The sequence below is a fragment of the Enterococcus raffinosus genome, from assembly GCF_019175485.1.
Taxonomy (GTDB): domain Bacteria; phylum Bacillota; class Bacilli; order Lactobacillales; family Enterococcaceae; genus Enterococcus_A; species Enterococcus_A raffinosus.
Genome location: NZ_CP072888.1, coordinates 145,026 through 165,485, shown reverse-complemented (window position 1 = coordinate 165,485; position 20,460 = coordinate 145,026). Strand labels below are relative to the sequence as shown.

Sequence of the window (20,460 nt, the reverse complement as noted above, 5' to 3'; positions counted from 1 at the left end):
ACCTCCTAGAACGGCAGATCGTCGTCACCAATATCGATCGATGAACCATTGAATGGATCAGACTCCACATTGTTTGTATTTGTATTCTGCTGTGACTTATCATCTTGACGTTTCTCATTGTTACTACGAGATTCCAATAACTGGAAATTGTCAGCAACAACTTCTGTCACATAGACACGTTGGCCCTGCTGATTTTCATAATTTCGTGTTTGGATACGTCCTGTTACACCAATCAATGTTCCTTTTCGTGCATAGTTCGCTAGTGTCTCTGCAGACTTACGCCAAATCACACAATTGATGAAGTCAGCTTCTCGATTTCCATCTTGATTCGTGAAATTTCTGTTCACTGCTAGAGTGAATGTAGCAACCCCGGTGCCGCTCGCTGTATATCGTAGGTTTGGATCAGCCGTTAACCTTCCTACTAGAACCACATTGTTTATCATTTGTTTTCCTCCAAGCTTGTAATTTCAATTTCTATTCGCGGATTTAACGAATAGAGTTTTTGTGACGATAGTGCAGCTACCTGCCCATCATCTTTGAAGAGTATTTCATTGCTACAGTCCAAAATAGCTTTGATATAGTTATCTATGTCTGGTCGCTTATCAACATAAATCGCCTCTGATTCGAGTTCTAAGCGTTTCTTTTTCACCTCGGCTATCCGTTTAGGTGGATAGATGTAAAATGCCATAGAAACAAATATAGCGCCCTTCTCGATAATTTTAGGGTTCATCAACCTAAGCTGACTCTCGCAGTTGCGCTTCCACTGTTTCATCTTTTTGTCTTCATAGGTGCCATTTCTTCCAAAGCGTGGCCGAGATTGCGGCTTTGGTTCTAAATGCAATGTATACCTAGTCATTTTCTCTCCTTCATTTTGGGTACATGTCCAAACACTTTTTCGTACATCTTTTTCGCAAAATCAAGTTGTGTTTCATATGATTGACCATTTAGAACCCAAAAATCATATTCCTTATTTTTTTGTTGGTAATGATAGATGAAATAGCCTACCCAGTATTGTTTAAACAATTGTTTGGCTCGATCGTCAGAGACATTTCCCCCTTTTACGATATGTTGGCTATACCTTGTTAAATAAGGTATCTGTATCTCTTTGTAATCCTGAGGCAACTTATTGTGTAGTGTTTTTAGCAACTCAAAGTCATTCACTCTCTGCACCTCTTTCAGCGAGAGAACGTTCTGCCTCTGCTACCCAGTCAATGTCAGACTCTTTTTTATTCGGTTGGGTGTTAATGTGACTTGGCACCTCTTCAATACGATGTTTATTGTTTTTGTAGTTACTTTTACTAACTTTCGGTGCCAGATCGTATTCATCCTTATACCGTTCATCACGAATCCACCTAAATAATTCTTGAGGATGATACCAATCATTTAGTTCAATATATTTCAAGTAATTAAGGTACCCTTTATCAAATTCAGATAAATCAGCGTCCGATTTCACTTTCTTTTTAAATTGTTCTAACGCTTTCTTTTTTTGAGTCTTTTTTGGGTACATTTTCCAATACCCCTCGAAATCGACACTATATATATATTTATTATTCTTTGTATTATTAGATTGTATTATTCTATTAGAAGTTTTTTTCATGGGGGGCTGGAAATTTTCTTCTATACCCTCATGAAATTTATTTCTACCCCCATAGAAATCACCGCTTGTCGGAAATGGAGAAATATATATGCACCGTCTTGCTACTTCAAAAGAATTTTCTTTATACTGAAGATCAATAGTGATGTATTTTCTCTCTTCCAGTTTTGCGATCCAATTACTAATGGTCCGCTTACTAACTTTATAGAGTTCGGCGAAATACTGATTCGTGGCCCAGCAGTAACCCATCTCATTGGAGAGAGCCGTCAGTTCTCCGTACAACAACTTAGCATTACCTGGCAACTCTGAATCGTACCTAACAATTGCCGGTATTACTGCGAAATAACCTTTATGTTCCACTTTTCCCCTCCTTATCCGGCAACTGCCAATCTTTTATTTCATAATCTGGGTTGTCATCCAATTGTTTCATTTGCTTCTCGCTCATCAGTCCGAAGTCTAGAATTTGCTGATCAGAGAGCTTGATTGCTCCTACATGCCATTTTTGACAAAACTCGTCATATCCAAGTTGATGAATCTCATTGTGTAATTCGGCTCTAAGTATCATGTAATAGCGCCCTCGATGATCAACCTTAGAACGTTTTCCCATCCCTACAGCATTTACATGGTGTATGTGTAGCACCGCATCTTGTCGGCGCGCTTGAGTGACGAAACAACGGTTGTGGAGCGCTGACAAAAACATCTTTCTATTTATGTTATGGACCAAATACAAATCTTTGCCGTCAAATGGAATGTCATAACGAAAACAATATTCGACCAACCATGAGATAAACTGAATTGCTAAATCTTTGCTGCAATTCGATAACGAGAATAGTTTTTCATAAGGCAGTCCTCGATCAATACAAAACTTAATCTTTAGATCATCTTCGGTATTTTGAATAAACCACTCATTATCCGTATAGCTATCAATGTCTCTAATCAACGCATGAGCGATTTTCTGTTGCGGGCGTGTTACTTTATTCGGATTGAATGCTTGAGCCGTCAGCAACGTTTTACGTCGTTTGACGAGCAGTTCTAACTCTTCTTTACTGTCATCAATCGGTCGAACAACAAAGTCGCCGTTAGACTGCTTGCCTACGATTCTTATGTTCAACATTTCATCACTCTCTTACAGGTGGTTTGTCCTTATCGAACAATTCTTCTTGTTTTACTTCTTCATCCTCTTTAGGATCGTCAGCTTTAGGTTCTTCCGTTCTTTCAAGAATCCCTTTTAAATTTTTCAAACTCTTTATTGGTAAATCATCAATTCTTCTTCCGTTAGCTTTCCCCATCATTTCATCGAAGACAGACTTTCTCGCTGATGATTCTTCAGACATGCCTATGATATCCATCACTAATTCCCGTCTCTGTTTTTCTAGATCGATTCCCTGATCAGACCAATCATAAATTTTCCGTCCAGTTTCCAATGACACGTTAAACGGAAGATCAAACATATTAGAGTTATCTTTCGTTGCTTCGGCAATATGGTCTTGATCCATCCTCAATGCAATAGCGAATTCATATTCAAGGGCATCTTTTTGGTCTGGCTTAAGCCCCATTTTTACTATCTTCGTTTTACCTTTTTCATCCTTATCGAAATCATAGGCTTGTTTGCTTCGAGATGTAGCAATCACATAAACTGAGTTGCCAGTCACTAGTTTAAGAAATTCTTTTTCCAGTGGTTTTACTTTCGCCCAAGCCTGCATATTTTTACTTGAGTTCCCTTTGGTAAAACTTTCTACTTGTTCCAAAATCCCGCCTTCACCGCTCCAAGCGTGAGAAATTGAATCAATTATCACTACTTCGATGCCTTCAGCTTTCATTAACCGAAATGCCTGAATATAATTGTTCACTGTGTATGGAGGCTCAAAGTCCAAGTGTAAGAATTCTCCGATATATACACCAGCCACAGTGGACTCTGCATATAAAAGTGCTCTCTTATGTTCCGTATCAATAACCCCGATTTTCAACCACTGTTCCTCGTCTGATAAATCGGGATACATTTTTTCAACGATCCCTTTTGCAATTAAAAGAGCTGATACTGTTTTACCGCTCCCGCTTGCTCCAGTGATCATAATGGGAACTTTTAGCTTTTCCCGCTTCGCCTTTTTAACTTCCATGCTATTTTTCCACCTTTACGGATAATTTTTCGCCTTGCGGAATAACCTTAACCGCTTCAATTAATTCACCATCACTATTTACAATTCGTCCACCTTCAAGAACCGATACCGATTTCTTAAATGCTGCTTTATCAACTTCTTCCTTAATCCTCACGTATTCAGTCATCCCTAATTTTTTCAACTCTGCAACAGCCTCTGAAGAGTATTCCCATTTATCGGGAACTTTCCTTGTCCCAACTGTTCCATGTGGTGTTTTGATCCGAGCTTTAGGGTCATCTTTCCGTAATTTATTTAAGTAGTCACTTAGTTTCATTTCGAAAAAGCTGATTCTGTCATTATTACTTTCTGTTTCTTTTGTCTCCCAATTGGCGATTCTTTCTCGTTCCAAATCAGCGAACTTCTTAATTTCATCATTCTGACTTTGAAGAGCTGAAATTTTTCTTAACGCCCAATCAGCGCCACCGATATCATCGATAGTCCACCCTTCTACAGATGACTGTTCAAGTTCTTCAATTTCATATTTTTCAAGTGCGTTCATATTATTTTTCTCCTAACTTTTAATAAAGGCAGTTGCTGAGATTTTGTCTTGTGTAGAAAAAAGCCAAATAGTCCCTCTGCTAGACTCGATTTCTGGTTTTCCAATCATTGATGTGAATAATTCAGCTTTTTCCAAAGAATCATTATGTCTGTAAAAACTTACTGATTCACATTCTTTGTACAAAGCTAATATTTTTTGTTCTTCAGTCGAAAGATACTTTTTACGAATTCGCCTATTCATGTTATAATCACCTCAAATCATTATGCATTTGCTCACTAATTGCTTGCCGGCGTAGTGAGCTTTTTTTGTCCCCATGCTTTTCTGCGCTCGATGTTCTGTTTGGCTAGAATCGTTGATTCGTTATGATGCCACCAACGATCAGCAATAATTCTGCCAATTTGTAACGCTTCTTTTCTGTTCATTACTATCTCACCTCTTTCAATTTGATATAATGGTTTAAAAACTGGTGGTGTATGTTTTGGACAACTCCTTATCTAAAGTTCAACTCAAAATTTTGAAATCTTTTCAGCAATATTCAATAGATAAAGTCAACTATTCTGCTGATTTGATTTCTAGAGATACTAAGCTTTCGATTTATTTAGTTAAGGAAGAGTTACCTTTCTTTTTGGAAAATGGATTGATAGATATCAGTCCTTTCGGTGAGGATTCAACTTATTATCAAATTACTAGCAAAGGGAAGATCGTTTTAATTAATGAAAAGGAAAGCTTCAAAGATAAACTTATATGGTCCATCGTTGTTCCTTTAGGAACCGCAGTAATTGGTACTGTCATAACAAATTTGTTATTTCCTAATTAGTAACGTTGCGATTACTGAAATCAATAATGGAATTATTATTGAAAAGAGAAGTCTTTCGAAAGTAACTTTTTTCATCCTAGTCAGCCCCCTCGGCTGGCTTTTTCTTTTCCCATCCGATCGCTAGGAGAAAGATTCCGATGTAGCCATAAGCTGCCAGCATGTTGAAGCTTGAAATAATCGGAACTGCCAACATGCACATGATTGTTGTTGCTAAGTTGATTTGTTTCATTTCCAACTTCCTTTCTTTGATATACTCACTATAGAAAGTGAGGTGAAAATTATGACTAAAATATATGCAAATCTAATTGGAAATTGGGTCTGTCTAAACGATGATGATGACTGTTTGATGGGACCAAACATGGTATCTCCTAACGCTTGGTGGGAAGAAAATGCCGAATTATGGGCACCTATCCATAGGGAATCTCCCGATACCCTTTATCAATTTCCTTACGTAATGATTCACTACAAAGGAACAGATTATCGCGTTGCTCCTTGTCATATTCAAATAGTCTTTACTTAAAGTTTCTTTGGCAATTAGCTTCTATTTTATTTAGATCATCTTTCGTAAGTTGCACCTTATGTTGATGACTTGAATAGAAGCTTCTTGCTTGTTGAACGAGCAACTCAAACTGTATTGCGCTTATTCCGTCTAACAGTTTGGTAAACTGCTTGATTTTGCTTTCTGGTATATTCATGCTGTTACCTCCGTTCCATCATGTTCTCTAGCGCTAAACCAGCTGCTTTAAAAACAAATGTCTGATCATCTATAGATAAAATAAAGCCACCAGTGAAATCGATTAAGATCTTTCGATACTTTCCCTCTTTAGCTAGCATCATTGCTAATGCTTCTACATGTTGTTTCATCTCTTCATTCATGCTATTGCCTCCTTTACATAGCTATTTTTGTTTTCTCGAATGCCTTTCTAAGATCAGATCGTTCAATCCGAACTGTGTTCTCTCCCCACGCCATCGGTGTTGCACCATTAGCAATTAGATGATTAAGTGTATCTTCACCGATCCCTAGAGTCTTTTTGATTTGAGACTTATTAGGTGCTGGCGGAAGATCGATTATCTTATCCCAGATATCCAACTGATCTTTAATTTTTTCAAGCACAATATCAGCGGTAATATCAGCAATTTGATGTAAAATTTCATCTGGTATAAAAATTTCATTGCTGACTTGTACAGTTTTCATGAATATTCCTCCTACGCTGTTTGTTCACGTTCAATCATCGGCAAGCAATTATTCTTCTTCAATGTTTCATATAGGAAGATGTGTCCTTTTTGTGTCCATTTCATACGTGTTTTTACTTGCGGATTTCCGTTTTTATCTTCATAATCAAATGGTTCGATATGCGTGTATCCTTTGTCTTGGAACTTGCTGTATAGCAGCCATGTGCCACTTTGATTGAACTGGATACCTAACTCATGTAGCAATTTATTAAACGATACAGCGCTCATACCGTAGTTCTTAGCAATCGTACTAACTGTAACTAATCCTTTGTTGTTCAAGATTCGGTCGTAATAGTCCGCCTTTGGCTGTAATTCGTTTACTCGTTGTTCTGCAATCAGGCGTAGTGTCTTTTCTTCTTTGAGTTTGGTTGCTACTTCGATCAGCAAGTCTGGATTGTTTAGTAGTTCATCTGTTGCGTACATGCCGTGCTTTCTGATTTGCGGTAGGACTTCCGTTGCTAACCAGTCTTGGAATTTTTCGGCTAGAGCGTTATTTGCTTTGAATGCTAGTTTGTAGACCATGGGTTCGCTGATGAAGTCGTTTTTCGACACTTGTGTCGAAAGATATTTTTCAAGGTACTTATTGACTCTTTTCCAAATTACATAGTCTTTACCGTTCTTGGTTTCGGTAAATCCTAAACTTCTTGCTACCATCTCAGCGTCAAACAATGACTCACCGTTTTCTGTTTTGACTTCTAATTGAAATAGATTGTTTTCAAATTTTTGAGTTTTCATAGTATTCCTCCTTCAATATGATTTTTAATCATATCAAGATTAAAAAAATTAGACTGGTGTCTTGTCTTTTTTCTCAATACCTAAAATATCATCGCTTGATACATCAAAAAACATAGCCATTTTAATAATGTTACTAGCGTTCATTGATAAGGGATCTTTTTCCCAGTTGCTAATAGATGTTTGAGTCGTTCCGAGTTTTTCAGCCAATTCACGTTGTGACATTTTTCCTTTTCTAGCTCTAAGCTCAGCAATTCCCACCATGCGAGTACCTCCTTTCTTTGGATTAATCAAACTATAGCATGATTTATAATCATAGTCAACGAAAATATATGATTTATTATCACGTATTTTTTATTACTATATAACTAGTTGAATCACTAAAAAAACTTTTCGCACCCGCTTGATTTTAAATCATATCATGATATAATAATCTTATCATAGGAGGTGTGATATGAAAACTATTGGTACTCGTATACGTGGATTGAGAGAAAAGAAAAATATGACACAAACAGAACTTTCCGAATATTTAGGCATGAAAACTTACACAACTGTCTCAAAGTGGGAAAGTGATGACAATTTTCCAAAAGGAAAAGACCTTAAAAAGTTAGCGGAACTATTTGGTGTTAGCTCTGATTATCTATTAGGATTAAGCCAAGACACTTCTCCTTCTTCTATTTCCGACATCTACAACAAATTAGAACCACCTCGGCAAGCAAAAGTTTACAACTTCGCTGAGGAGCAATTGGAGGAACAGCAGAAAGAAAACGTTCTGGAATTCCCAAATAAAGAAAAGATCCCAACCGTTCACAATTCGGCTTCTGCTGCCAATCCAACAGAACTTGCTTACGGCGATACTGTTGTCGAAGAGGAAGAATTTGAGAGAGTTCCTAATAATGCTGATTTTGCTGTTCCTATTATAGGTGATTCAATGGAACCCGTTATCAGAAACGGACAATTCGTATTCGTTAAAGAACAACCCGATGTGGAAGACGGAGAAATTGCTATTGTGGAATTAGACGGTGACGGTGTTACGTGTAAAGAGATCTATAAAGATTATGAAAATCAAACCATCATTCTACGTTCTATAAATGAACTATATGAAGATCGAATTGTTTCGCCAGAACAGATCAGGATTATTGGTAAAGTTGTATTTTAAAAATACCCCAGTCGAATTTGCTTCTTCGGCTAAGGTTTATATATCACACTATTATATGGAAATGGGGAGTTAGAATGAAAAAAGTATTGTTAGGAATCTTAGTTTTATTATCAACATCTTTTTTGGGTGCGTGTGGTAGTGACAGTAATACCGAAAAGGATGGTAACGCCAGCCCTAACACAGAAGAAAAAAGTAAGAATGATACTGCAGATAGTTCACTACTGAAAAACAATGATAAGTTCAAATATTTAGCCATAAATAATGGAGCGGACAATGCAAAAATCGTCGATCAAAAAGATTATAAATCATCTTGGGCAGACAGCTCTTGGTCAGGAGTTAATATCTCAATTGACGAAGTAACAATTATTAAATTAGAAAACTACCAAGACTATTCAAATCGACAATACCCTGGTTTTATAATTGTGCATTATATTATAGATAATGCAGAAAGAGATATTAGCATATATCCTGAACAAGCAACCATGAGCACTAATACCGGAGAACAAAGTGAGGGCGACATTTCAATGACAGGTTTTGCAGGTGATTTAATGAGCGGTACTAAAGTAAATGGTTATGCGGCCTACTCATTAAACAATTTAGATGATGTTAACGCTATTAATCAAATTAGATTAAAATTTAATGCAAACTATTCCACCGACAATTACGACGATGAAAATGCAAACCATGAATATGATGTCACACTTGATCTTCAATAAAGAATACTAGTAAATCAAACTATCTATAATATTATTTTGTTAAGCTTCTATCTAGGAGCTTAACTTTAACTACAATAACGAACATACATTCGGAAGGAGGATTAATATGAACAAATATGAAGTAACTCAGCGACTTTGCAAGGAATTAGGCATCGAATATCTTCACTTAAATTTGGGCGGACAAAATATTTCATTTACAGAAGAAGAATATCAAGATTTCAAAAAATCATTCGCTCAATTATATCTAGATTTAGCAAAGAAAAAGGAGGAAAAATAAATTGCTATATTACGAATTTAAAGAATGGTTAGAGGAAAATGCAACAGGGCTAAAAGTTTTCGCTAAAAAAGCGCTAGAGAATGAACTAGAAAAAAACAAAAAGCGTTCCGGTAAGGCTAAATGGAATGATGCAAAAGTCCAGAAAGCCGCTGATGATGCATATAAGAGAGCAATCACTAATGCTAACGATCAAATCAAAGCTAAAAAAGGTGTACCAAAATATAACCGTGAGCAAGTATGGATTGATTTTATGGAAGAAGTAAATTTCATCGAAACGTTTAATGAAAGTGTAGATGAAGTGGAGTTTGAATAGGAGAGTTTAATTATGGCAATGATAAAGCAATATCAGAAGAAAAATGGTGACAAAGCGTGGTATTTTAAAACGTATCTTGGGATCAATCCATTAACTGGTAAAAAGCAGTACACAACTAAACGAGGTTTTAAAACTAAAAAAGAAGCCAAAATAGCTTTAGCAAAGTTGGAACTTCAAGCTAAAGATAATAAGTACACGCCGCAATCAAATATGACTTTTGGAGAAGTTGCTGACAAATGGCTCAAAGGTTACAAAAATACAGTGAAAGAAAGTTCATACAGTAGAGTGTATACTATCTTCCAAAGCAATATACTGCCACACTTTAAAGAAAAAAGAATTTCCAAGATTAATATTCCTTATTGCCAAAATATTGTTAATGAATGGTATCAGGAGTACAAAACTTACAAAGCTATTCGTTCTTACACATCGGCTGTCTTTGACTACGCAAAAGAACTACGTCTTATAGATGATAACCCTATGGAACATGTGCCTGTTCCAAAGAAAAAGAAGGAGGTAATCAAAGAAAAGAAATTCTTCGAAAAGGAAGAACTTGAACGATTCCTAAAATGTTGCTCTGAGGATAGCTACCCTTTAACATATCCTTTATTTAGACTTCTATCTTTTACAGGAATACGTAAAGGAGAACTCTTAGCATTAACATGGAACGATTTAGATTTCGATAATAAAACCTTAGACATTAATAAAACTGCAGCAAGAAATTATAATGGTCGACCTATAATTACCGATCCTAAAAATCATAGCTCGAATCGCCGAATCTCCTTAGACAATGAAACAATCAAAATTTTAAAAAAATGGCGAATCGATCAAAGGAAATATTTATTGAGTTATGGTATTAATTCGTTAGCTCCCAATCAATTGGTTTTTTCAAGCAAGTCTAATCAAATTCTAGATCACGCAAGAATAAACCGCATTTTATCTAGAATATGTAAGGCTAACAATTTTGAAGATATAAAAGTTCATGGACTTAGACACACTCATTGCAGCCTTCTGTTTGAAGCGGGCTTGTCCATTCAGGAAGTTCAATATAGATTAGGTCATAGCAACGCTAGAACAACCCTCGAAATATATTCCCACGTAACAAAAAATCAGCAAGAAAAATCTGCTGAAAAATTCGCGAAATACATCAACTTTTAAATGGTATGGTCAAAAGTATGGTCAAAACAAAAAAAGAAGCGCTAAACCCCTTGATATAAAGGAATTTAGCACCTTGTAACTATTTTGCATAATCGGTTGCTCGTGTTTCTCGAATAACCACTACTTTTATGTGCCCTGGATAATCCAGTTCATCTTCGATTCTGCGACGAATATCGCGAACCAAACGAGTTGCATCTAAATCAGAGATTTCCTCTGGTTTAACCATTACACGAACTTCACGTCCTGCTTGAACAGCGAAGCTTGAGTCTACTCCGTCAAAACTATTCGAAATATTTTCTAAGTTTTCTAAACGACGGATATAGTTTTCTAATGATTCACTACGAGCGCCTGGTCTAGCAGCGGAAACTGCATCGGCAGCAGCTACTAAAACAGAGATGACTGATGTTGCTTCAGTATCCCCGTGGTGAGAGGCAATCGCATTAATCACAACAGGATTTTCACGATATTTGGCAGCAAGTTCTGCACCGATCTCAACGTGGGATCCTTCGATCTCATGATCCAGCGCCTTACCGATATCATGCAGCAATCCTGCCCGTTGCGCTAACTGAACGTTTTCACCTAACTCTGCAGCTAAAACGCCGGTCAACTTGGCAACTTCGATCGAGTGATTCAACACATTTTGACCATAGCTGGTCCGGAAATGCAAACGACCTAAAATCTTGATCAAATCTGGATGCAAGGTATGAGCGCCTACTTCAAAGGCTGCCTGTTCCCCATATTCACGAATACGTTCATCCATTTCCTTGCGAGATTTTTCAACCATTTCTTCGATCCGTGCCGGATGAATCCGACCGTCTTGAATCAATTTTTCCAACGTCATACGGGCAATTTCCCGTCTGATTGGATCAAATCCGGATAGAACGACTGCTTCTGGCGTATCATCGATGATTAAATCAATGCCCGTCAATGTTTCCAATGTGCGAATATTCCGACCTTCACGTCCAATGATGCGACCTTTCATCTCATCGTTTGGCAGTGTAACAACCGAAACAGTCGTTTCAGAAACAGCATCAGCGCCGCAACGTTGGATAGCCATTGCCAAAAGATTTTTGGCTTTGCGATCGGCTTCTTCCTTCGCACGTTGCTCAGATTCCTTGACCATTACTGTTAACTCATGGTTCAATTCCTCTTCCGTCTTCTTCATAATTACTTCTTTTGCTTCATCTTTCGTTAAAGAAGCAACTTGTTCCAATTTTGTTTGTTGTTCTTCAATCAGTTGTTCTACATCTTTTTCTCGCTCGTCAATTAATTGCTGTCTAGCACTGATTTTTGTTTCTTTTTCTTCCAGTGAGTGCTCACGCTTCTCGAGAGAGTCGTCTTTACGATCTAAAGTCTGTTCTCTTTGAAGCAAGCGATTTTCTTGCGATTTTAATTCTTGTCTGCTTTCTTTCAACTCACTTTCAACTTGTGCGCGATACTGCTGGTTTTCTTCCTTGGCTTCCAACAAAGCTTCTTTCTTCAAGGTTTCCGCTTCTTTATTTGCATGCGTGATGATCCCTCTAGCTGTGTTTTGTGCCCCATCAATTTCTTTTTCATGACGTGATTTTGCTACCATGAAACCCAAACCAAGACCGACAATTAAACCGATGATAGCGAGGAGAATAGGAACTAACATTAAATCCACCTCCGTACTATCTTATTTACCTATCTGTAGTTTTTTGATAAACGAATGTCAAATTATCAATATGCCTACTTGCATATGTGTGAGAGTCACACAACTTTATTCTAATGTTTGTCTGATAGCGTGTCAACTTTATTTCTCTTTTGCTAAATCCACAAATAAAGCGCTTTGATTTATTTCAAAATACTGCGCAAAAAAACACTAATGACTCATTTTGTCATTAGCGTTTTTCGTTTTTTATTCATCTAAAGGCAATTCTTCTTGTCCTGCTTCTTCAGCATCTGCTGCTGCCGTATCGTCGCCAATACCGTACGCAGCTCTGACACGAGTAGCAACTTCGGCCATCATTTCTGGATGATCAGCCAAATATTTCTTCGCGTTCTCACGCCCTTGACCAATACGATCTTCTTTATAGCCATACCAAGCACCACTCTTATCAATGATGTCTTGTTCAACAGCCATATCCAGCAATTCGCCCTCTTGTGAAATCCCAAGTCCGTACATAATATCGACTTCGGCTACCTTGAATGGCGGCGCTACCTTGTTCTTAACAACTTTGATCTTCGTGCGGTTGCCGACAATGTCAGTCCCGTTCTTCAATTGCTCTGCACGACGTACTTCTAAACGAACTGTTGCGTAGAATTTCAACGCGCGTCCACCAGGAGTTGTTTCAGGGTTCCCAAACATTACGCCGACTTTTTCACGGATTTGGTTGATGAAGACCGCGATTGTTTTGGTTTTGTTAATCGAACCAGACAACTTACGTAACGCTTGAGACATCAAACGTGCTTGCAAACCAACGTGAGCGTCTCCCATCTCTCCATCGATCTCGGCACGCGGTACTAAAGCCGCTACTGAGTCGATAACGATGATATCAACAGCGCCACTGGAAACTAACGCATCAGCAATCTCTAGACCCTGTTCCCCAGTATCTGGCTGTGAAAGCAGCAGCTCATCGATATTTACACCTAAACGCTGTGCGTATTGAGGATCCAACGCATGTTCAGCATCGATAAAGGCTGCGGTACCACCATGCTTTTGGACTTCCGCGATGGCATGTAATGCCACCGTTGTTTTACCAGAACTTTCTGGTCCGTATACTTCAATGATTCGTCCGCGAGGGTACCCGCCAACACCTAACGCAACGTCCAATGCCAAAGAGCCACTCGGAATCGTTGAAATTTGTTGATCGACCTTCTCACCTAACTTCATGATCGAACCTTTACCATAATTCTTTTCAATCTTCTTCATTGCAGCATCTAAGGCTGCCTTGCGATCATTTGCCAATAGCTGATCCTCCTATTTCCTATAATAAATATGCTTTCCACACCATTATTGCTTTTTCAATATCCCTAGTTTATCGGTTTGAAATCAAAAAAGCAAGCAAAAAACGAACAAACATTCGCATTTTTAATTTTTGTTTAGAATTGCTCTTCGCAGCATATCTAAGCCCTTCATGACTGAACTATGGCGAACATACGAACGGTCACGGGTAAAATGATTTTCTGTAATCAGGGTCTCACCCTCTTTTTGTGCCAATCCGATATAGACTGTTCCCTTCGGCTTTCCTTCTAACTCATCAGGACCAGCCACACCTGTAAAGGACAATGCATAATCGGTTCCAGCAAGACGCAGCGCGGCTTCTGCCATCTCTTTTGCACATTCTTCACTAACTACACCAACACGGTCTAGCAGCGTAGAATCGAGCCCTAAGAAGCTTACTTTTGTTTCCTTGGAATAGGTGACAAAGCCTCCAGGAAAGACTTCAGAAACACCTGGAATTGTTCCCAGCGTTGCTTGGAACTCTCCAGCAGTTAAACTTTCTGCCGCCGTGATACTTAAATTGTTTTCCTTTAATAGATCAACAACGACTTCAACTAAGCTATTTTCTTCTCCATAGCCGTAAAAGAATTCGCCGACTTTAGCCATGATTTCAGCCTCTGTCTGATCCAATAGAGCATTGGCTGACAACTCATCCTCTGTCTTCGCAGTGATCCGCAACGTGACTTCGTTCGGCTTCGCATAAGGTGCAATCGTTGGATTTGATTGCTGTTCGATCATTTCTGCCAAATCTGTCACTAGTTTTGATTCTCCGATTCCGAAGAAACGTAACACACGTGAAGTTAATTTTTCCGTTGTTGGAAATTCTTTTTCTAGTAATGGACGTGCTTGCTCCAAAAACATCGGCTTCAATTCACTAGGTGGCCCTGGTAGTAGAATGTAATTGTTCTTCTCCCCTTTATATAAGCAGCCGATTGCTAATCCTGTCCGATTCGGTAAAGGAATACCATCTTGGAGAGTTTCGATTTGCCTTAAGTTATTCGGCGTCATAGTGCTTTGACGCTGCGCAAAGAACGCATTTAATGCTTCTAACCCTTCTGTATTTTGAACCAGTGGTACCCCTACATGATCCGCCAATACATTTTTGGTTAAATCATCATCTGTCGGTCCCAAACCACCACATAAAATGATCAATTCACTGCGAGTATCTGCTAATTGAAGCAACTCTTCCAATCGTTGAGGATTATCCCCTACGACTGTGTGGAAATAAACCTCGATCCCCATATCCGCTAATTTCTCTGATAAGAATGTCGCATTCGTATTTACGACCTGTCCTAATAAAAGTTCTGTGCCCACGGCAATAATTTCTGCTCTCATTTTCTCTCTTCTTTCTTAACATACGCCATTTTTCCTCAACTATACCAGAAAACGCTAAATTTAAGGAGTGATTGGCAAACTTATTTACTGTCACACCCGACAAAGGCGCTTTTTATCTCGATGTTTTCTTCAAACATACGCAAAAAAAAAGAACGACACCGAAAGCATCGTTCCATTTCTTATTACATCGAACCTTTGAAGATCGATGTGTTTTTAGCAAAGTAATCGTAACCTGAATAGATTGTAAAGAATAGGCAGATGTACAACATAATCTGATCCATTGGAATACCAATAAAATTGAAGGGAACATTATTTAGATAAAGCAATACGATCCCTACCATTTGTGTCGCTGTCTTAATTTTTCCAGGCATGGCTGCAGCCATAACACCACCGCCCTGCTCTACGATCAATAAACGCAGACCTGTTACCGCTAATTCACGACAAACGATGATAGCAATCACCCATGAAGGGGCTTTGCCTTGCTCTACTAAAATAATGAAGGCTGTCATCACGAGCATTTTATCCGCTAACGGATCCGCGAACTTTCCAAAGTTCGTGACTAAGCCGCGTGCTCTGGCAATTTTACCATCTAGATGATCCGTGTAGCTGGCTACCGCGAAAATTATCGCTCCGACTAGCTGCGTCACCGCTAAACTCGTATTTCCGATTTGTAATGTTCCCCAGTCCCATGGGGCTAGAACAACGATCATGAACACTGGAATCATAAAGATTCGAATGACAGTCAATTTATTGGGTAAATTCATTGTTGTTTCCTCCTAATTCTATTTACGCATCCCTTTAAGATGCGTAGGCTATATTCAGAGTTACGTTCTTTTGCTGTAACGAATCTCCTGGTTGAAAATCAAGGCTTTGATCATTCACTTTGATTTCAGCATATTTCGCCATACCGACCGTAATGACTGCTTGAGCAGCATCGGCGGGTAATTCGGTGGTTTGTGATTCTCCTGGTTGTAACGTATATTGATACGTCAAAGCGCCGTTGATCTGCACACCAACCCAGACACGTTCCTTTCCGGTAAAAGTGAGTTTTAAAGGTTTTTCCGCATTGTCCACCTTCATCGTTGCCGCATTCGTTGCATTGTTCTCCATTGCAAATGCCATCTTAGGCTTCTCCGGTTTTTTTGACGATTCCGTCGTTGGTTCCGGTTTTGATGACGAAACCTTTTCTGCCGAAGAGGATGAAACATCCGAACGTTCAACTTGTACAGAACTGTTTTCTGGAATAATTGCGGTTTCTTGATGGTCCAACCAAGTTATGTAGCCTACCACAGCAATAATCGCTAACGCCACAAGTCCTAAAACGACCATCGGCATTGTTGCTCTAAATCGAGCGCGGGTAGGATTTTCAGCGTGCTTATTTTTTCTAAGCTCATCCACGGTTTCCAATTCCGGATAGCTGGGCAACGGTCGATCTTTGCCATCCAGAACATCGATCAAATGATTGCCGTCAAGCTTTACCTCGTCAGCATATTGTCGAATAAACGTCCGCAAATAATAATCGCTTGGCAGTTCTTGAAAGTCATTTTCTTCAATTGCCAGCAAATAACGTTTTTGGATTTTCGTGCGCTGTTGCAGTTCATCTAAACTGATTTTTTTATCGATACGGGCTTTGCGTAGCGTTTCTCCAATATTAATACTAGCCACTTGATTCTCTACTCCTAATTCATAGTAAGGTATTCATTTTTTTACAAAAAATGAGTTTGTTTTTCATCACGTATATCATCCAACTAAACTGTTCTGACTTTATTTTGAGTTCACACATGAGTTTCTTCTGCTTTTTGTTGACTGGCAAAAGTTGGACTGACATCCTAATTCATAGTAAGGTATTCATTTTTTTACAAAAAATGAGTTTGTTTTTCATCACGTATATCAGCCAGCTAAACATTTTGGGGGTTAACTTCTGATAAACTGATTTCTTGCTGCTATTCCATCCAGCCGCCGGCGACAGGTAAAATGATTCCTGTTGTATAGCTGGCTTCTTTGGAAAAGAGATAATTACAGGCCGCTGCTATTTCTTCAGGATCGGCTAAACGACCTAAAGGAATTTCTGCTTTCAACTCAGACAGCTCTTGTGGATCCCAATGATCGTTCATTTTCGTTTGCACAGCTCCCGGTGCCACCACGTTTACAGTAATGCCTAATGTTGCCACTTCCTTGGCGTAAGCCTTCGCAAAGGCTTCTTGTGCACCTTTAACAGCACTATAGACAGTCTCCATGCTGCTGCCGCGGTGTCCATATACGGAGCCGATGAAGACGACTCGACCATTTTTATTAGCCGCAAGCTTACTCTGCAAACTCTGCAGCAAAAGCAGAGGGGTTTTTAAATGAACCTGCCACAAAGCCTCCATTTGGTCTGCTTTGGTTTCAGGCAGCAATTCATAAAAGGTAAAGCCCGAAGCAAAAACGATCCCATCCACTTGAAATAATTGCTGTAAAAAATTGGGGATTTCCACTTCCCTCAACATGTCTAAGGATACCATAAAAAAATCTTGCTGAGGATAACGTTTCTGTAAGTCTGAAACGAAATTTAAAACTTTTTCTTTCTGCTGATTGTAGTGGCAGTAGAGGGACCAGCCTTGCCCCGCCAGTTTTTCGCAAACGGCTTGCCCGATATCGCCGCTTGCGCCCATCACTAATGCATAAGGCATCTTAAGCCTCCTTCTCCATATAAAAGCGCGTAAAGGCCTCTTCCTGGATAAACAACTCACCGGCCGCTAAAACATCCGCTAATTCGATTTCCTGAATAATTTCCGGCATATCAAACAAGGTCCATTCACCAAACAATGACTGAGTAAATTGGTTAGCAACATACTCTAAAGAATTTAAGGATTGGAAATATTTTCCCAACATTTTTTTCTTCAGTAACGCTAAATTCTCTTCGTTGATCTCTGGATCAGTTGCAAAATGCAACAAAATTTCAGTTAAACGATCGGCTAATTTTTGCGGTTCTTCACTATCTCCGCCAAAATCCGCAAAGTAAAAACTACGGTCCATTGAAAATTCATACCCAAAGCTGTCATCTAACAAGCCCTCATTGTACAAGCGCAAATAATTTTGAGAAGTCGTTCCAACTAACATTTGGAATAGCAAATCCATCGCTATTTTAAAGATCAAACGCTGCTTGTCATCTGTAGGCAACTCTGCCAGCCCTTTCACACCCACGATTGCCTTGGGCATTGTAATCGGCATTTTTTCTTCACTAAGCTTGATGATTTCCTCCGGCGTTTCTTGTGGGAAGCGACGTTGAATAGGCTCTGGCGCCTCAAAGGTCTTTTTCGCTTGATTGTCACGAATAAAGGCCATCAAGGACTCTGGATCCAGATTTCCAACAACAAATAGCGTCATATTGCTAGGATGATAAAACGTATTGTAGCAAGTGTACAAATCCTCTGCTGTAATTTCTGCAATAGATGCGACTGTTCCAGCGATGTCAATGTGCAGCGGATGCTTTGGATACATGTTTTTTAAAATAGCGAAAAACTGCTGCCAGCTTGGATCATCCTGATACATTTGAATTTCTTGACCAATGATCCCTTGTTCCTTTTGTACCGATTCTTCAGTAAAATACGGCTCTTGAACAAAGTCTAATAGTGTTTCTAGGTTCAACTCCAATTGATCCGTCGTTGAAAATAAATAGCTGGTTCGAGTAAAACTGGTAAAAGCATTCGCCGATGCTCCTTGTTCCCCAAATTTTTGGAACACATCACCGTCTTCTTTTTCAAACATCTTATGCTCTAAAAAATGAGCGATACCGTCAGGAACTTTAACATACTCTGTTCCGCCACGGGGCACAAATTCATTGTCGATTGAGCCATAATTGGTACTGAACAGCCCATATGTTTTGTGATACCCAGCTTTCGGCAGCAAATATACCGTCAAACCATTCGGTAAAACTTCTTTATATAGTGTCTCATTGATTTTTTGATATGCTACTTTATCCATTTTGACGTCCTCCATCTAAAAAGAAGATCGCTTGAAGACGAATTTTTTTCGCGACGTTCTGAACATCTTTTGGTGTCACTGCCGCCAAACGTCTCAGCCATTCTTCGTCTGTCAGCTTACTTTGCGGCAGCCACTGTGCCAAGTAAGTTGTCTCAATCGTGTTTTGCATACTGTCTAAGCCCAGCAGATAATGATTTTTCAGCATGGCTTTGGTTTGTTGAAAAGCCAACTCGCTAAAGTTACCAGCCTGCAGCTCAATCAACTGTTCATCGATCAGCCGTAAAACTTTTTCACGGTTGTTGCTATTAATCCCCGTTTGTACTTGTAAATAACCGCGGAAGGTATCAAATGAACTAGAGGCATAATAGGCTAAGCTGGCTTTTTCCCGCACATTCATAAAGAGCTTGGAGTGTGGAAAGCCGCCGAACAGGCCGTTAAAGACCAACAATGCAAATCGATCTGTATCCTCATAATAAATATCTGTCCCATAGGCCAAGTTCAATTTACCTTGTGTGACGGTTTCTTGGATCTGTTGCTCACGGATAACATTATCATTTGTTTGATAGTAATAAATTGCTGGGAAGCTCTCCTCCCGATCTACAAACGGTAGTTGCTTAAACAAAGCTACCATCTCTGCTTCTTCCACATCACCGATCACAAACAGATCCACCTGATCTTCAGTGATCATTTCATAATAATAAGCTGCTAAGCCTTCATTTGTCTCTTTTTCTAAATCCGTAACCGTCCCAAAACTTGGGATTTTTTGTGCCTCATCTGTAAAATAGGTCTCTTTGATTTTCAACGAAGCCATTGTTTGCTTGTCTTCCTGTAACGTTTCAATATAGCTTCGCAGATTTTCCTTTTCAAGCTGAAAGGTCTGTTCATCAAATTTCCCATCGTGGATATTTGGATGGAATAAAACCTCCTGCAGAAAATCCATGGCAGCTGGTAACAGCTTCGGATCATCTACATACTTCCCGTTTACAATGCCTAAGCCGATGTCCAGCCAGTGAAGATTTCCTTTGCGTCCAACATTCAAGCCAAAACTGGCCCCATACAGCTCAGCCAACTGTCCGCTTAGTTTCGTCTGATCAGGGTAACGCAAAGAACTGGTTTCTAATAGATTAGCTAACAAGGCACGTTTAGTCATGATGTCCTTTGTTAAACGAGTCGTTAATCGTCCATATAATTGAATGGTTTTGTATTTTTTTGTTGGAATGACGTGCAGACGCACGCCTTTTTTTAGTTCAATCATCACAAAGCTCCTTATTTCTTATTTTTTGCAGAAAATTAAGGCTGATATTCCTGTGACAGAATATTCAACCAGAGGTTTGCCTATTTCAGGCTAATTTAAAAAAATTCAATTTATTCTCGTATAATTTCGAGCATATCACGAAAGTAAAAAAGAGACGAATCTCCACTATTATCATTAAAGATAATTATAGCACAGGAACAGTATAAGAACTGAATTCGGACATAGCTCCTAGTCCCTTTTATTTCTAATTTTTTTCTTCTTTCGCTATACTGAAAATAAGGACGAAGAGAG

30 protein-coding genes are annotated in these 20,460 nt (G+C 38.9%); 7 read left to right on the top strand and 23 right to left on the bottom strand.

The genetic code is table 11. The annotated features are described in order from the left end of the window. Nucleotides 1-5: 5 nt before the first annotated feature. The 9 genes from ssb to J9537_RS00845 are packed head-to-tail and all read right to left on the bottom strand — an operon-like array spanning nt 6 to nt 4,671. Nucleotides 6-443 (bottom strand): single-stranded DNA-binding protein, encoded by a 438-nt coding sequence (gene ssb / locus J9537_RS00885; RefSeq protein ID WP_218256382.1) that lies wholly within the window; start codon nt 441-443, stop codon nt 6-8. Then, nucleotides 440-856, bottom strand: coding sequence for a RusA family crossover junction endodeoxyribonuclease (locus J9537_RS00880; protein WP_218256381.1), 417 nt, complete (start codon nt 854-856; stop codon nt 440-442). The genes ssb and J9537_RS00880 overlap by 4 nt, the downstream gene beginning before the upstream one ends. After that, nucleotides 853-1,161 carry a hypothetical protein gene (locus J9537_RS00875; RefSeq protein ID WP_218256380.1) on the bottom strand — a complete coding sequence of 103 codons (309 nt, stop codon included), beginning with the start codon at nt 1,159-1,161 and terminating at the stop codon, nt 853-855. Before J9537_RS00875 ends, J9537_RS00880 begins: the two co-directional genes overlap by 4 nt. Further along, on the bottom strand, nt 1,154-1,954 hold the full coding sequence (locus tag J9537_RS00870) for a helix-turn-helix domain-containing protein (RefSeq protein WP_218256379.1): 801 nt from the start codon (nt 1,952-1,954) through the stop codon (nt 1,154-1,156). The genes J9537_RS00875 and J9537_RS00870 overlap by 8 nt, the downstream gene beginning before the upstream one ends. After that, entirely contained in the window at nt 1,944-2,708 is a 765-nt protein-coding gene (locus tag J9537_RS00865; RefSeq protein ID WP_218256378.1) for a putative HNHc nuclease, read from the bottom strand. The genes J9537_RS00870 and J9537_RS00865 overlap by 11 nt, the downstream gene beginning before the upstream one ends. Before the next feature lie 4 nt (nt 2,709-2,712). After that, complete coding sequence (locus tag J9537_RS00860; RefSeq protein ID WP_144319158.1) at nt 2,713-3,711, bottom strand: AAA family ATPase; 999 nt, start codon at nt 3,709-3,711, stop codon at nt 2,713-2,715. Between the two features lies 1 nt (nt 3,712). Continuing rightward, nucleotides 3,713-4,249, bottom strand: coding sequence for a host-nuclease inhibitor Gam family protein (locus J9537_RS00855; protein ID WP_218256377.1), 537 nt, complete (start codon nt 4,247-4,249; stop codon nt 3,713-3,715). A gap of 12 nt (nt 4,250-4,261) precedes the next feature. Then, complete coding sequence (locus J9537_RS00850; protein ID WP_218256376.1) at nt 4,262-4,489, bottom strand: hypothetical protein; 228 nt, start codon at nt 4,487-4,489, stop codon at nt 4,262-4,264. A gap of 35 nt (nt 4,490-4,524) precedes the next feature. Then, entirely contained in the window at nt 4,525-4,671 is a 147-nt protein-coding gene (locus J9537_RS00845) for a hypothetical protein (RefSeq protein WP_218256375.1), read from the bottom strand. Between the two features lie 56 nt (nt 4,672-4,727). Between J9537_RS00845 and J9537_RS00840 the strand changes: the two genes are divergently transcribed. After that, nucleotides 4,728-5,066, top strand: coding sequence for a hypothetical protein (locus tag J9537_RS00840; RefSeq protein WP_218256374.1), 339 nt, complete (start codon nt 4,728-4,730; stop codon nt 5,064-5,066). Nucleotides 5,067-5,142: 76 nt separating this feature from the next. Here the strand turns inward: J9537_RS00840 and J9537_RS00835 are convergent, their stop codons facing one another. After that, nucleotides 5,143-5,295, bottom strand: a complete 153-nt coding sequence (locus J9537_RS00835; protein ID WP_176673295.1) for a hypothetical protein — start codon at nt 5,293-5,295, stop codon at nt 5,143-5,145. Between the two features lie 51 nt (nt 5,296-5,346). Here J9537_RS00835 and J9537_RS00830 point away from each other — a divergent pair, with 51 nt between their 5' ends. Further along, nucleotides 5,347-5,586 (top strand): hypothetical protein, encoded by a 240-nt coding sequence (locus J9537_RS00830; protein ID WP_218256373.1) that lies wholly within the window; start codon nt 5,347-5,349, stop codon nt 5,584-5,586. On the opposite strand, the gene J9537_RS00825 is transcribed toward J9537_RS00830, so the two are convergent. From J9537_RS00825 to J9537_RS00805, 5 genes are read right to left on the bottom strand one after another with little or no spacing between them, the layout of a single operon-like run. Further along, nucleotides 5,579-5,761 carry a hypothetical protein gene (locus tag J9537_RS00825; RefSeq protein ID WP_218256372.1) on the bottom strand — a complete coding sequence of 61 codons (183 nt, stop codon included), beginning with the start codon at nt 5,759-5,761 and terminating at the stop codon, nt 5,579-5,581. The genes J9537_RS00830 and J9537_RS00825 overlap by 8 nt on opposite strands. Before the next feature lie 4 nt (nt 5,762-5,765). Continuing rightward, on the bottom strand, nt 5,766-5,942 hold the full coding sequence (locus J9537_RS00820; RefSeq protein WP_218256371.1) for a hypothetical protein: 177 nt from the start codon (nt 5,940-5,942) through the stop codon (nt 5,766-5,768). A gap of 13 nt (nt 5,943-5,955) precedes the next feature. Then, nucleotides 5,956-6,261: a hypothetical protein gene (locus J9537_RS00815; protein ID WP_218256370.1), complete on the bottom strand. Its 306-nt coding sequence runs from the start codon at nt 6,259-6,261 to the stop codon at nt 5,956-5,958. Between the two features lie 11 nt (nt 6,262-6,272). After that, complete coding sequence (locus tag J9537_RS00810; RefSeq protein ID WP_218256369.1) at nt 6,273-7,034, bottom strand: phage antirepressor KilAC domain-containing protein; 762 nt, start codon at nt 7,032-7,034, stop codon at nt 6,273-6,275. A 48-nt stretch (nt 7,035-7,082) separates the two neighbouring features. Next, the gene (locus J9537_RS00805) at nt 7,083-7,295 is read right to left on the bottom strand and encodes a helix-turn-helix domain-containing protein (protein ID WP_218256368.1); all 213 of its coding nucleotides are present in this window, start codon (nt 7,293-7,295) and stop codon (nt 7,083-7,085) included. Between the two features lie 190 nt (nt 7,296-7,485). Between J9537_RS00805 and J9537_RS00800 the strand changes: the two genes are divergently transcribed. From J9537_RS00800 to J9537_RS00780, 5 genes are all read left to right on the top strand, one after another. Further along, complete coding sequence (locus tag J9537_RS00800; protein WP_218256367.1) at nt 7,486-8,190, top strand: XRE family transcriptional regulator; 705 nt, start codon at nt 7,486-7,488, stop codon at nt 8,188-8,190. 74 nt (nt 8,191-8,264) lie between these two features. Continuing rightward, nucleotides 8,265-8,906: a hypothetical protein gene (locus J9537_RS00795; RefSeq protein ID WP_218256366.1), complete on the top strand. Its 642-nt coding sequence runs from the start codon at nt 8,265-8,267 to the stop codon at nt 8,904-8,906. Between the two features lie 106 nt (nt 8,907-9,012). Beyond that, complete coding sequence (locus J9537_RS00790; RefSeq protein WP_218256365.1) at nt 9,013-9,183, top strand: hypothetical protein; 171 nt, start codon at nt 9,013-9,015, stop codon at nt 9,181-9,183. Between the two features lies 1 nt (nt 9,184). Next, nucleotides 9,185-9,496 carry a hypothetical protein gene (locus tag J9537_RS00785; RefSeq protein WP_218256364.1) on the top strand — a complete coding sequence of 104 codons (312 nt, stop codon included), beginning with the start codon at nt 9,185-9,187 and terminating at the stop codon, nt 9,494-9,496. Nucleotides 9,497-9,508: 12 nt separating this feature from the next. Next, the gene (locus J9537_RS00780) at nt 9,509-10,651 is read left to right on the top strand and encodes a site-specific integrase (protein ID WP_218256363.1); all 1,143 of its coding nucleotides are present in this window, start codon (nt 9,509-9,511) and stop codon (nt 10,649-10,651) included. Between the two features lie 79 nt (nt 10,652-10,730). Here J9537_RS00780 and rny read toward each other — a convergent pair whose 3' ends face one another. The 8 genes from rny to yfmF form a co-directional block, all read right to left on the bottom strand. Continuing rightward, nucleotides 10,731-12,287 carry a ribonuclease Y gene (rny, locus tag J9537_RS00775; protein WP_010747259.1) on the bottom strand — a complete coding sequence of 519 codons (1,557 nt, stop codon included), beginning with the start codon at nt 12,285-12,287 and terminating at the stop codon, nt 10,731-10,733. Nucleotides 12,288-12,530: 243 nt separating this feature from the next. Beyond that, nucleotides 12,531-13,580 carry a recombinase RecA gene (gene recA, locus J9537_RS00770; RefSeq protein WP_218256362.1) on the bottom strand — a complete coding sequence of 350 codons (1,050 nt, stop codon included), beginning with the start codon at nt 13,578-13,580 and terminating at the stop codon, nt 12,531-12,533. A gap of 123 nt (nt 13,581-13,703) precedes the next feature. Continuing rightward, complete coding sequence (locus tag J9537_RS00765) at nt 13,704-14,951, bottom strand: competence/damage-inducible protein A (protein ID WP_218256361.1); 1,248 nt, start codon at nt 14,949-14,951, stop codon at nt 13,704-13,706. A 182-nt stretch (nt 14,952-15,133) separates the two neighbouring features. Beyond that, the gene (pgsA, locus tag J9537_RS00760; protein ID WP_010747262.1) at nt 15,134-15,715 is read right to left on the bottom strand and encodes a CDP-diacylglycerol--glycerol-3-phosphate 3-phosphatidyltransferase; all 582 of its coding nucleotides are present in this window, start codon (nt 15,713-15,715) and stop codon (nt 15,134-15,136) included. Nucleotides 15,716-15,749: 34 nt separating this feature from the next. Next, nucleotides 15,750-16,616, bottom strand: coding sequence for a RodZ domain-containing protein (locus J9537_RS00755; RefSeq protein WP_218256360.1), 867 nt, complete (start codon nt 16,614-16,616; stop codon nt 15,750-15,752). A 278-nt stretch (nt 16,617-16,894) separates the two neighbouring features. Beyond that, the gene (gene ymfI / locus J9537_RS00750; RefSeq protein WP_218256359.1) at nt 16,895-17,620 is read right to left on the bottom strand and encodes an elongation factor P 5-aminopentanone reductase; all 726 of its coding nucleotides are present in this window, start codon (nt 17,618-17,620) and stop codon (nt 16,895-16,897) included. Nucleotide 17,621: 1 nt separating this feature from the next. Beyond that, nucleotides 17,622-18,914 carry an EF-P 5-aminopentanol modification-associated protein YfmH gene (yfmH, locus tag J9537_RS00745; protein WP_218256358.1) on the bottom strand — a complete coding sequence of 431 codons (1,293 nt, stop codon included), beginning with the start codon at nt 18,912-18,914 and terminating at the stop codon, nt 17,622-17,624. Then, complete coding sequence (gene yfmF / locus J9537_RS00740; RefSeq protein ID WP_218256357.1) at nt 18,907-20,169, bottom strand: EF-P 5-aminopentanol modification-associated protein YfmF; 1,263 nt, start codon at nt 20,167-20,169, stop codon at nt 18,907-18,909. The genes yfmH and yfmF overlap by 8 nt, the downstream gene beginning before the upstream one ends. Between the last annotated feature and the right edge of the window lie 291 nt (nt 20,170-20,460).

Excerpts from the sequence above, each read along its gene's own strand:
- J9537_RS00805 (WP_218256368.1), bottom strand. The coding sequence starts at position 7,295 with ATGGTGGGAATTGCTGAGCTTAGAGCTAGAAAAGGAAAAATGTCACAA.
- J9537_RS00830 (WP_218256373.1), top strand. The coding sequence starts at position 5,347 with ATGACTAAAATATATGCAAATCTAATTGGAAATTGGGTCTGTCTAAAC.
- J9537_RS00765 (WP_218256361.1), bottom strand. The coding sequence starts at position 14,951 with ATGAGAGCAGAAATTATTGCCGTGGGCACAGAACTTTTATTAGGACAG.
- J9537_RS00865 (WP_218256378.1), bottom strand. The coding sequence starts at position 2,708 with ATGTTGAACATAAGAATCGTAGGCAAGCAGTCTAACGGCGACTTTGTT.
- J9537_RS00820 (WP_218256371.1), bottom strand. The coding sequence starts at position 5,942 with ATGAATGAAGAGATGAAACAACATGTAGAAGCATTAGCAATGATGCTA.
- yfmF (WP_218256357.1), bottom strand. The coding sequence starts at position 20,169 with ATGATTGAACTAAAAAAAGGCGTGCGTCTGCACGTCATTCCAACAAAA.
- J9537_RS00845 (WP_218256375.1), bottom strand. The coding sequence starts at position 4,671 with ATGAACAGAAAAGAAGCGTTACAAATTGGCAGAATTATTGCTGATCGT.
- J9537_RS00795 (WP_218256366.1), top strand. The coding sequence starts at position 8,265 with ATGAAAAAAGTATTGTTAGGAATCTTAGTTTTATTATCAACATCTTTT.
- J9537_RS00810 (WP_218256369.1), bottom strand. The coding sequence starts at position 7,034 with ATGAAAACTCAAAAATTTGAAAACAATCTATTTCAATTAGAAGTCAAA.
- J9537_RS00825 (WP_218256372.1), bottom strand. The coding sequence starts at position 5,761 with ATGAATATACCAGAAAGCAAAATCAAGCAGTTTACCAAACTGTTAGAC.
- J9537_RS00860 (WP_144319158.1), bottom strand. The coding sequence starts at position 3,711 with ATGGAAGTTAAAAAGGCGAAGCGGGAAAAGCTAAAAGTTCCCATTATG.
- J9537_RS00880 (WP_218256381.1), bottom strand. The coding sequence starts at position 856 with ATGACTAGGTATACATTGCATTTAGAACCAAAGCCGCAATCTCGGCCA.
- J9537_RS00815 (WP_218256370.1), bottom strand. The coding sequence starts at position 6,261 with ATGAAAACTGTACAAGTCAGCAATGAAATTTTTATACCAGATGAAATT.
- ssb (WP_218256382.1), bottom strand. The coding sequence starts at position 443 with ATGATAAACAATGTGGTTCTAGTAGGAAGGTTAACGGCTGATCCAAAC.
- J9537_RS00855 (WP_218256377.1), bottom strand. The coding sequence starts at position 4,249 with ATGAACGCACTTGAAAAATATGAAATTGAAGAACTTGAACAGTCATCT.
- J9537_RS00800 (WP_218256367.1), top strand. The coding sequence starts at position 7,486 with ATGAAAACTATTGGTACTCGTATACGTGGATTGAGAGAAAAGAAAAAT.
- yfmH (WP_218256358.1), bottom strand. The coding sequence starts at position 18,914 with ATGGATAAAGTAGCATATCAAAAAATCAATGAGACACTATATAAAGAA.
- J9537_RS00790 (WP_218256365.1), top strand. The coding sequence starts at position 9,013 with ATGAACAAATATGAAGTAACTCAGCGACTTTGCAAGGAATTAGGCATC.
- pgsA (WP_010747262.1), bottom strand. The coding sequence starts at position 15,715 with ATGAATTTACCCAATAAATTGACTGTCATTCGAATCTTTATGATTCCA.
- J9537_RS00780 (WP_218256363.1), top strand. The coding sequence starts at position 9,509 with ATGGCAATGATAAAGCAATATCAGAAGAAAAATGGTGACAAAGCGTGG.
- rny (WP_010747259.1), bottom strand. The coding sequence starts at position 12,287 with ATGTTAGTTCCTATTCTCCTCGCTATCATCGGTTTAATTGTCGGTCTT.
- ymfI (WP_218256359.1), bottom strand. The coding sequence starts at position 17,620 with ATGCCTTATGCATTAGTGATGGGCGCAAGCGGCGATATCGGGCAAGCC.
- J9537_RS00850 (WP_218256376.1), bottom strand. The coding sequence starts at position 4,489 with ATGAATAGGCGAATTCGTAAAAAGTATCTTTCGACTGAAGAACAAAAA.
- J9537_RS00835 (WP_176673295.1), bottom strand. The coding sequence starts at position 5,295 with ATGAAACAAATCAACTTAGCAACAACAATCATGTGCATGTTGGCAGTT.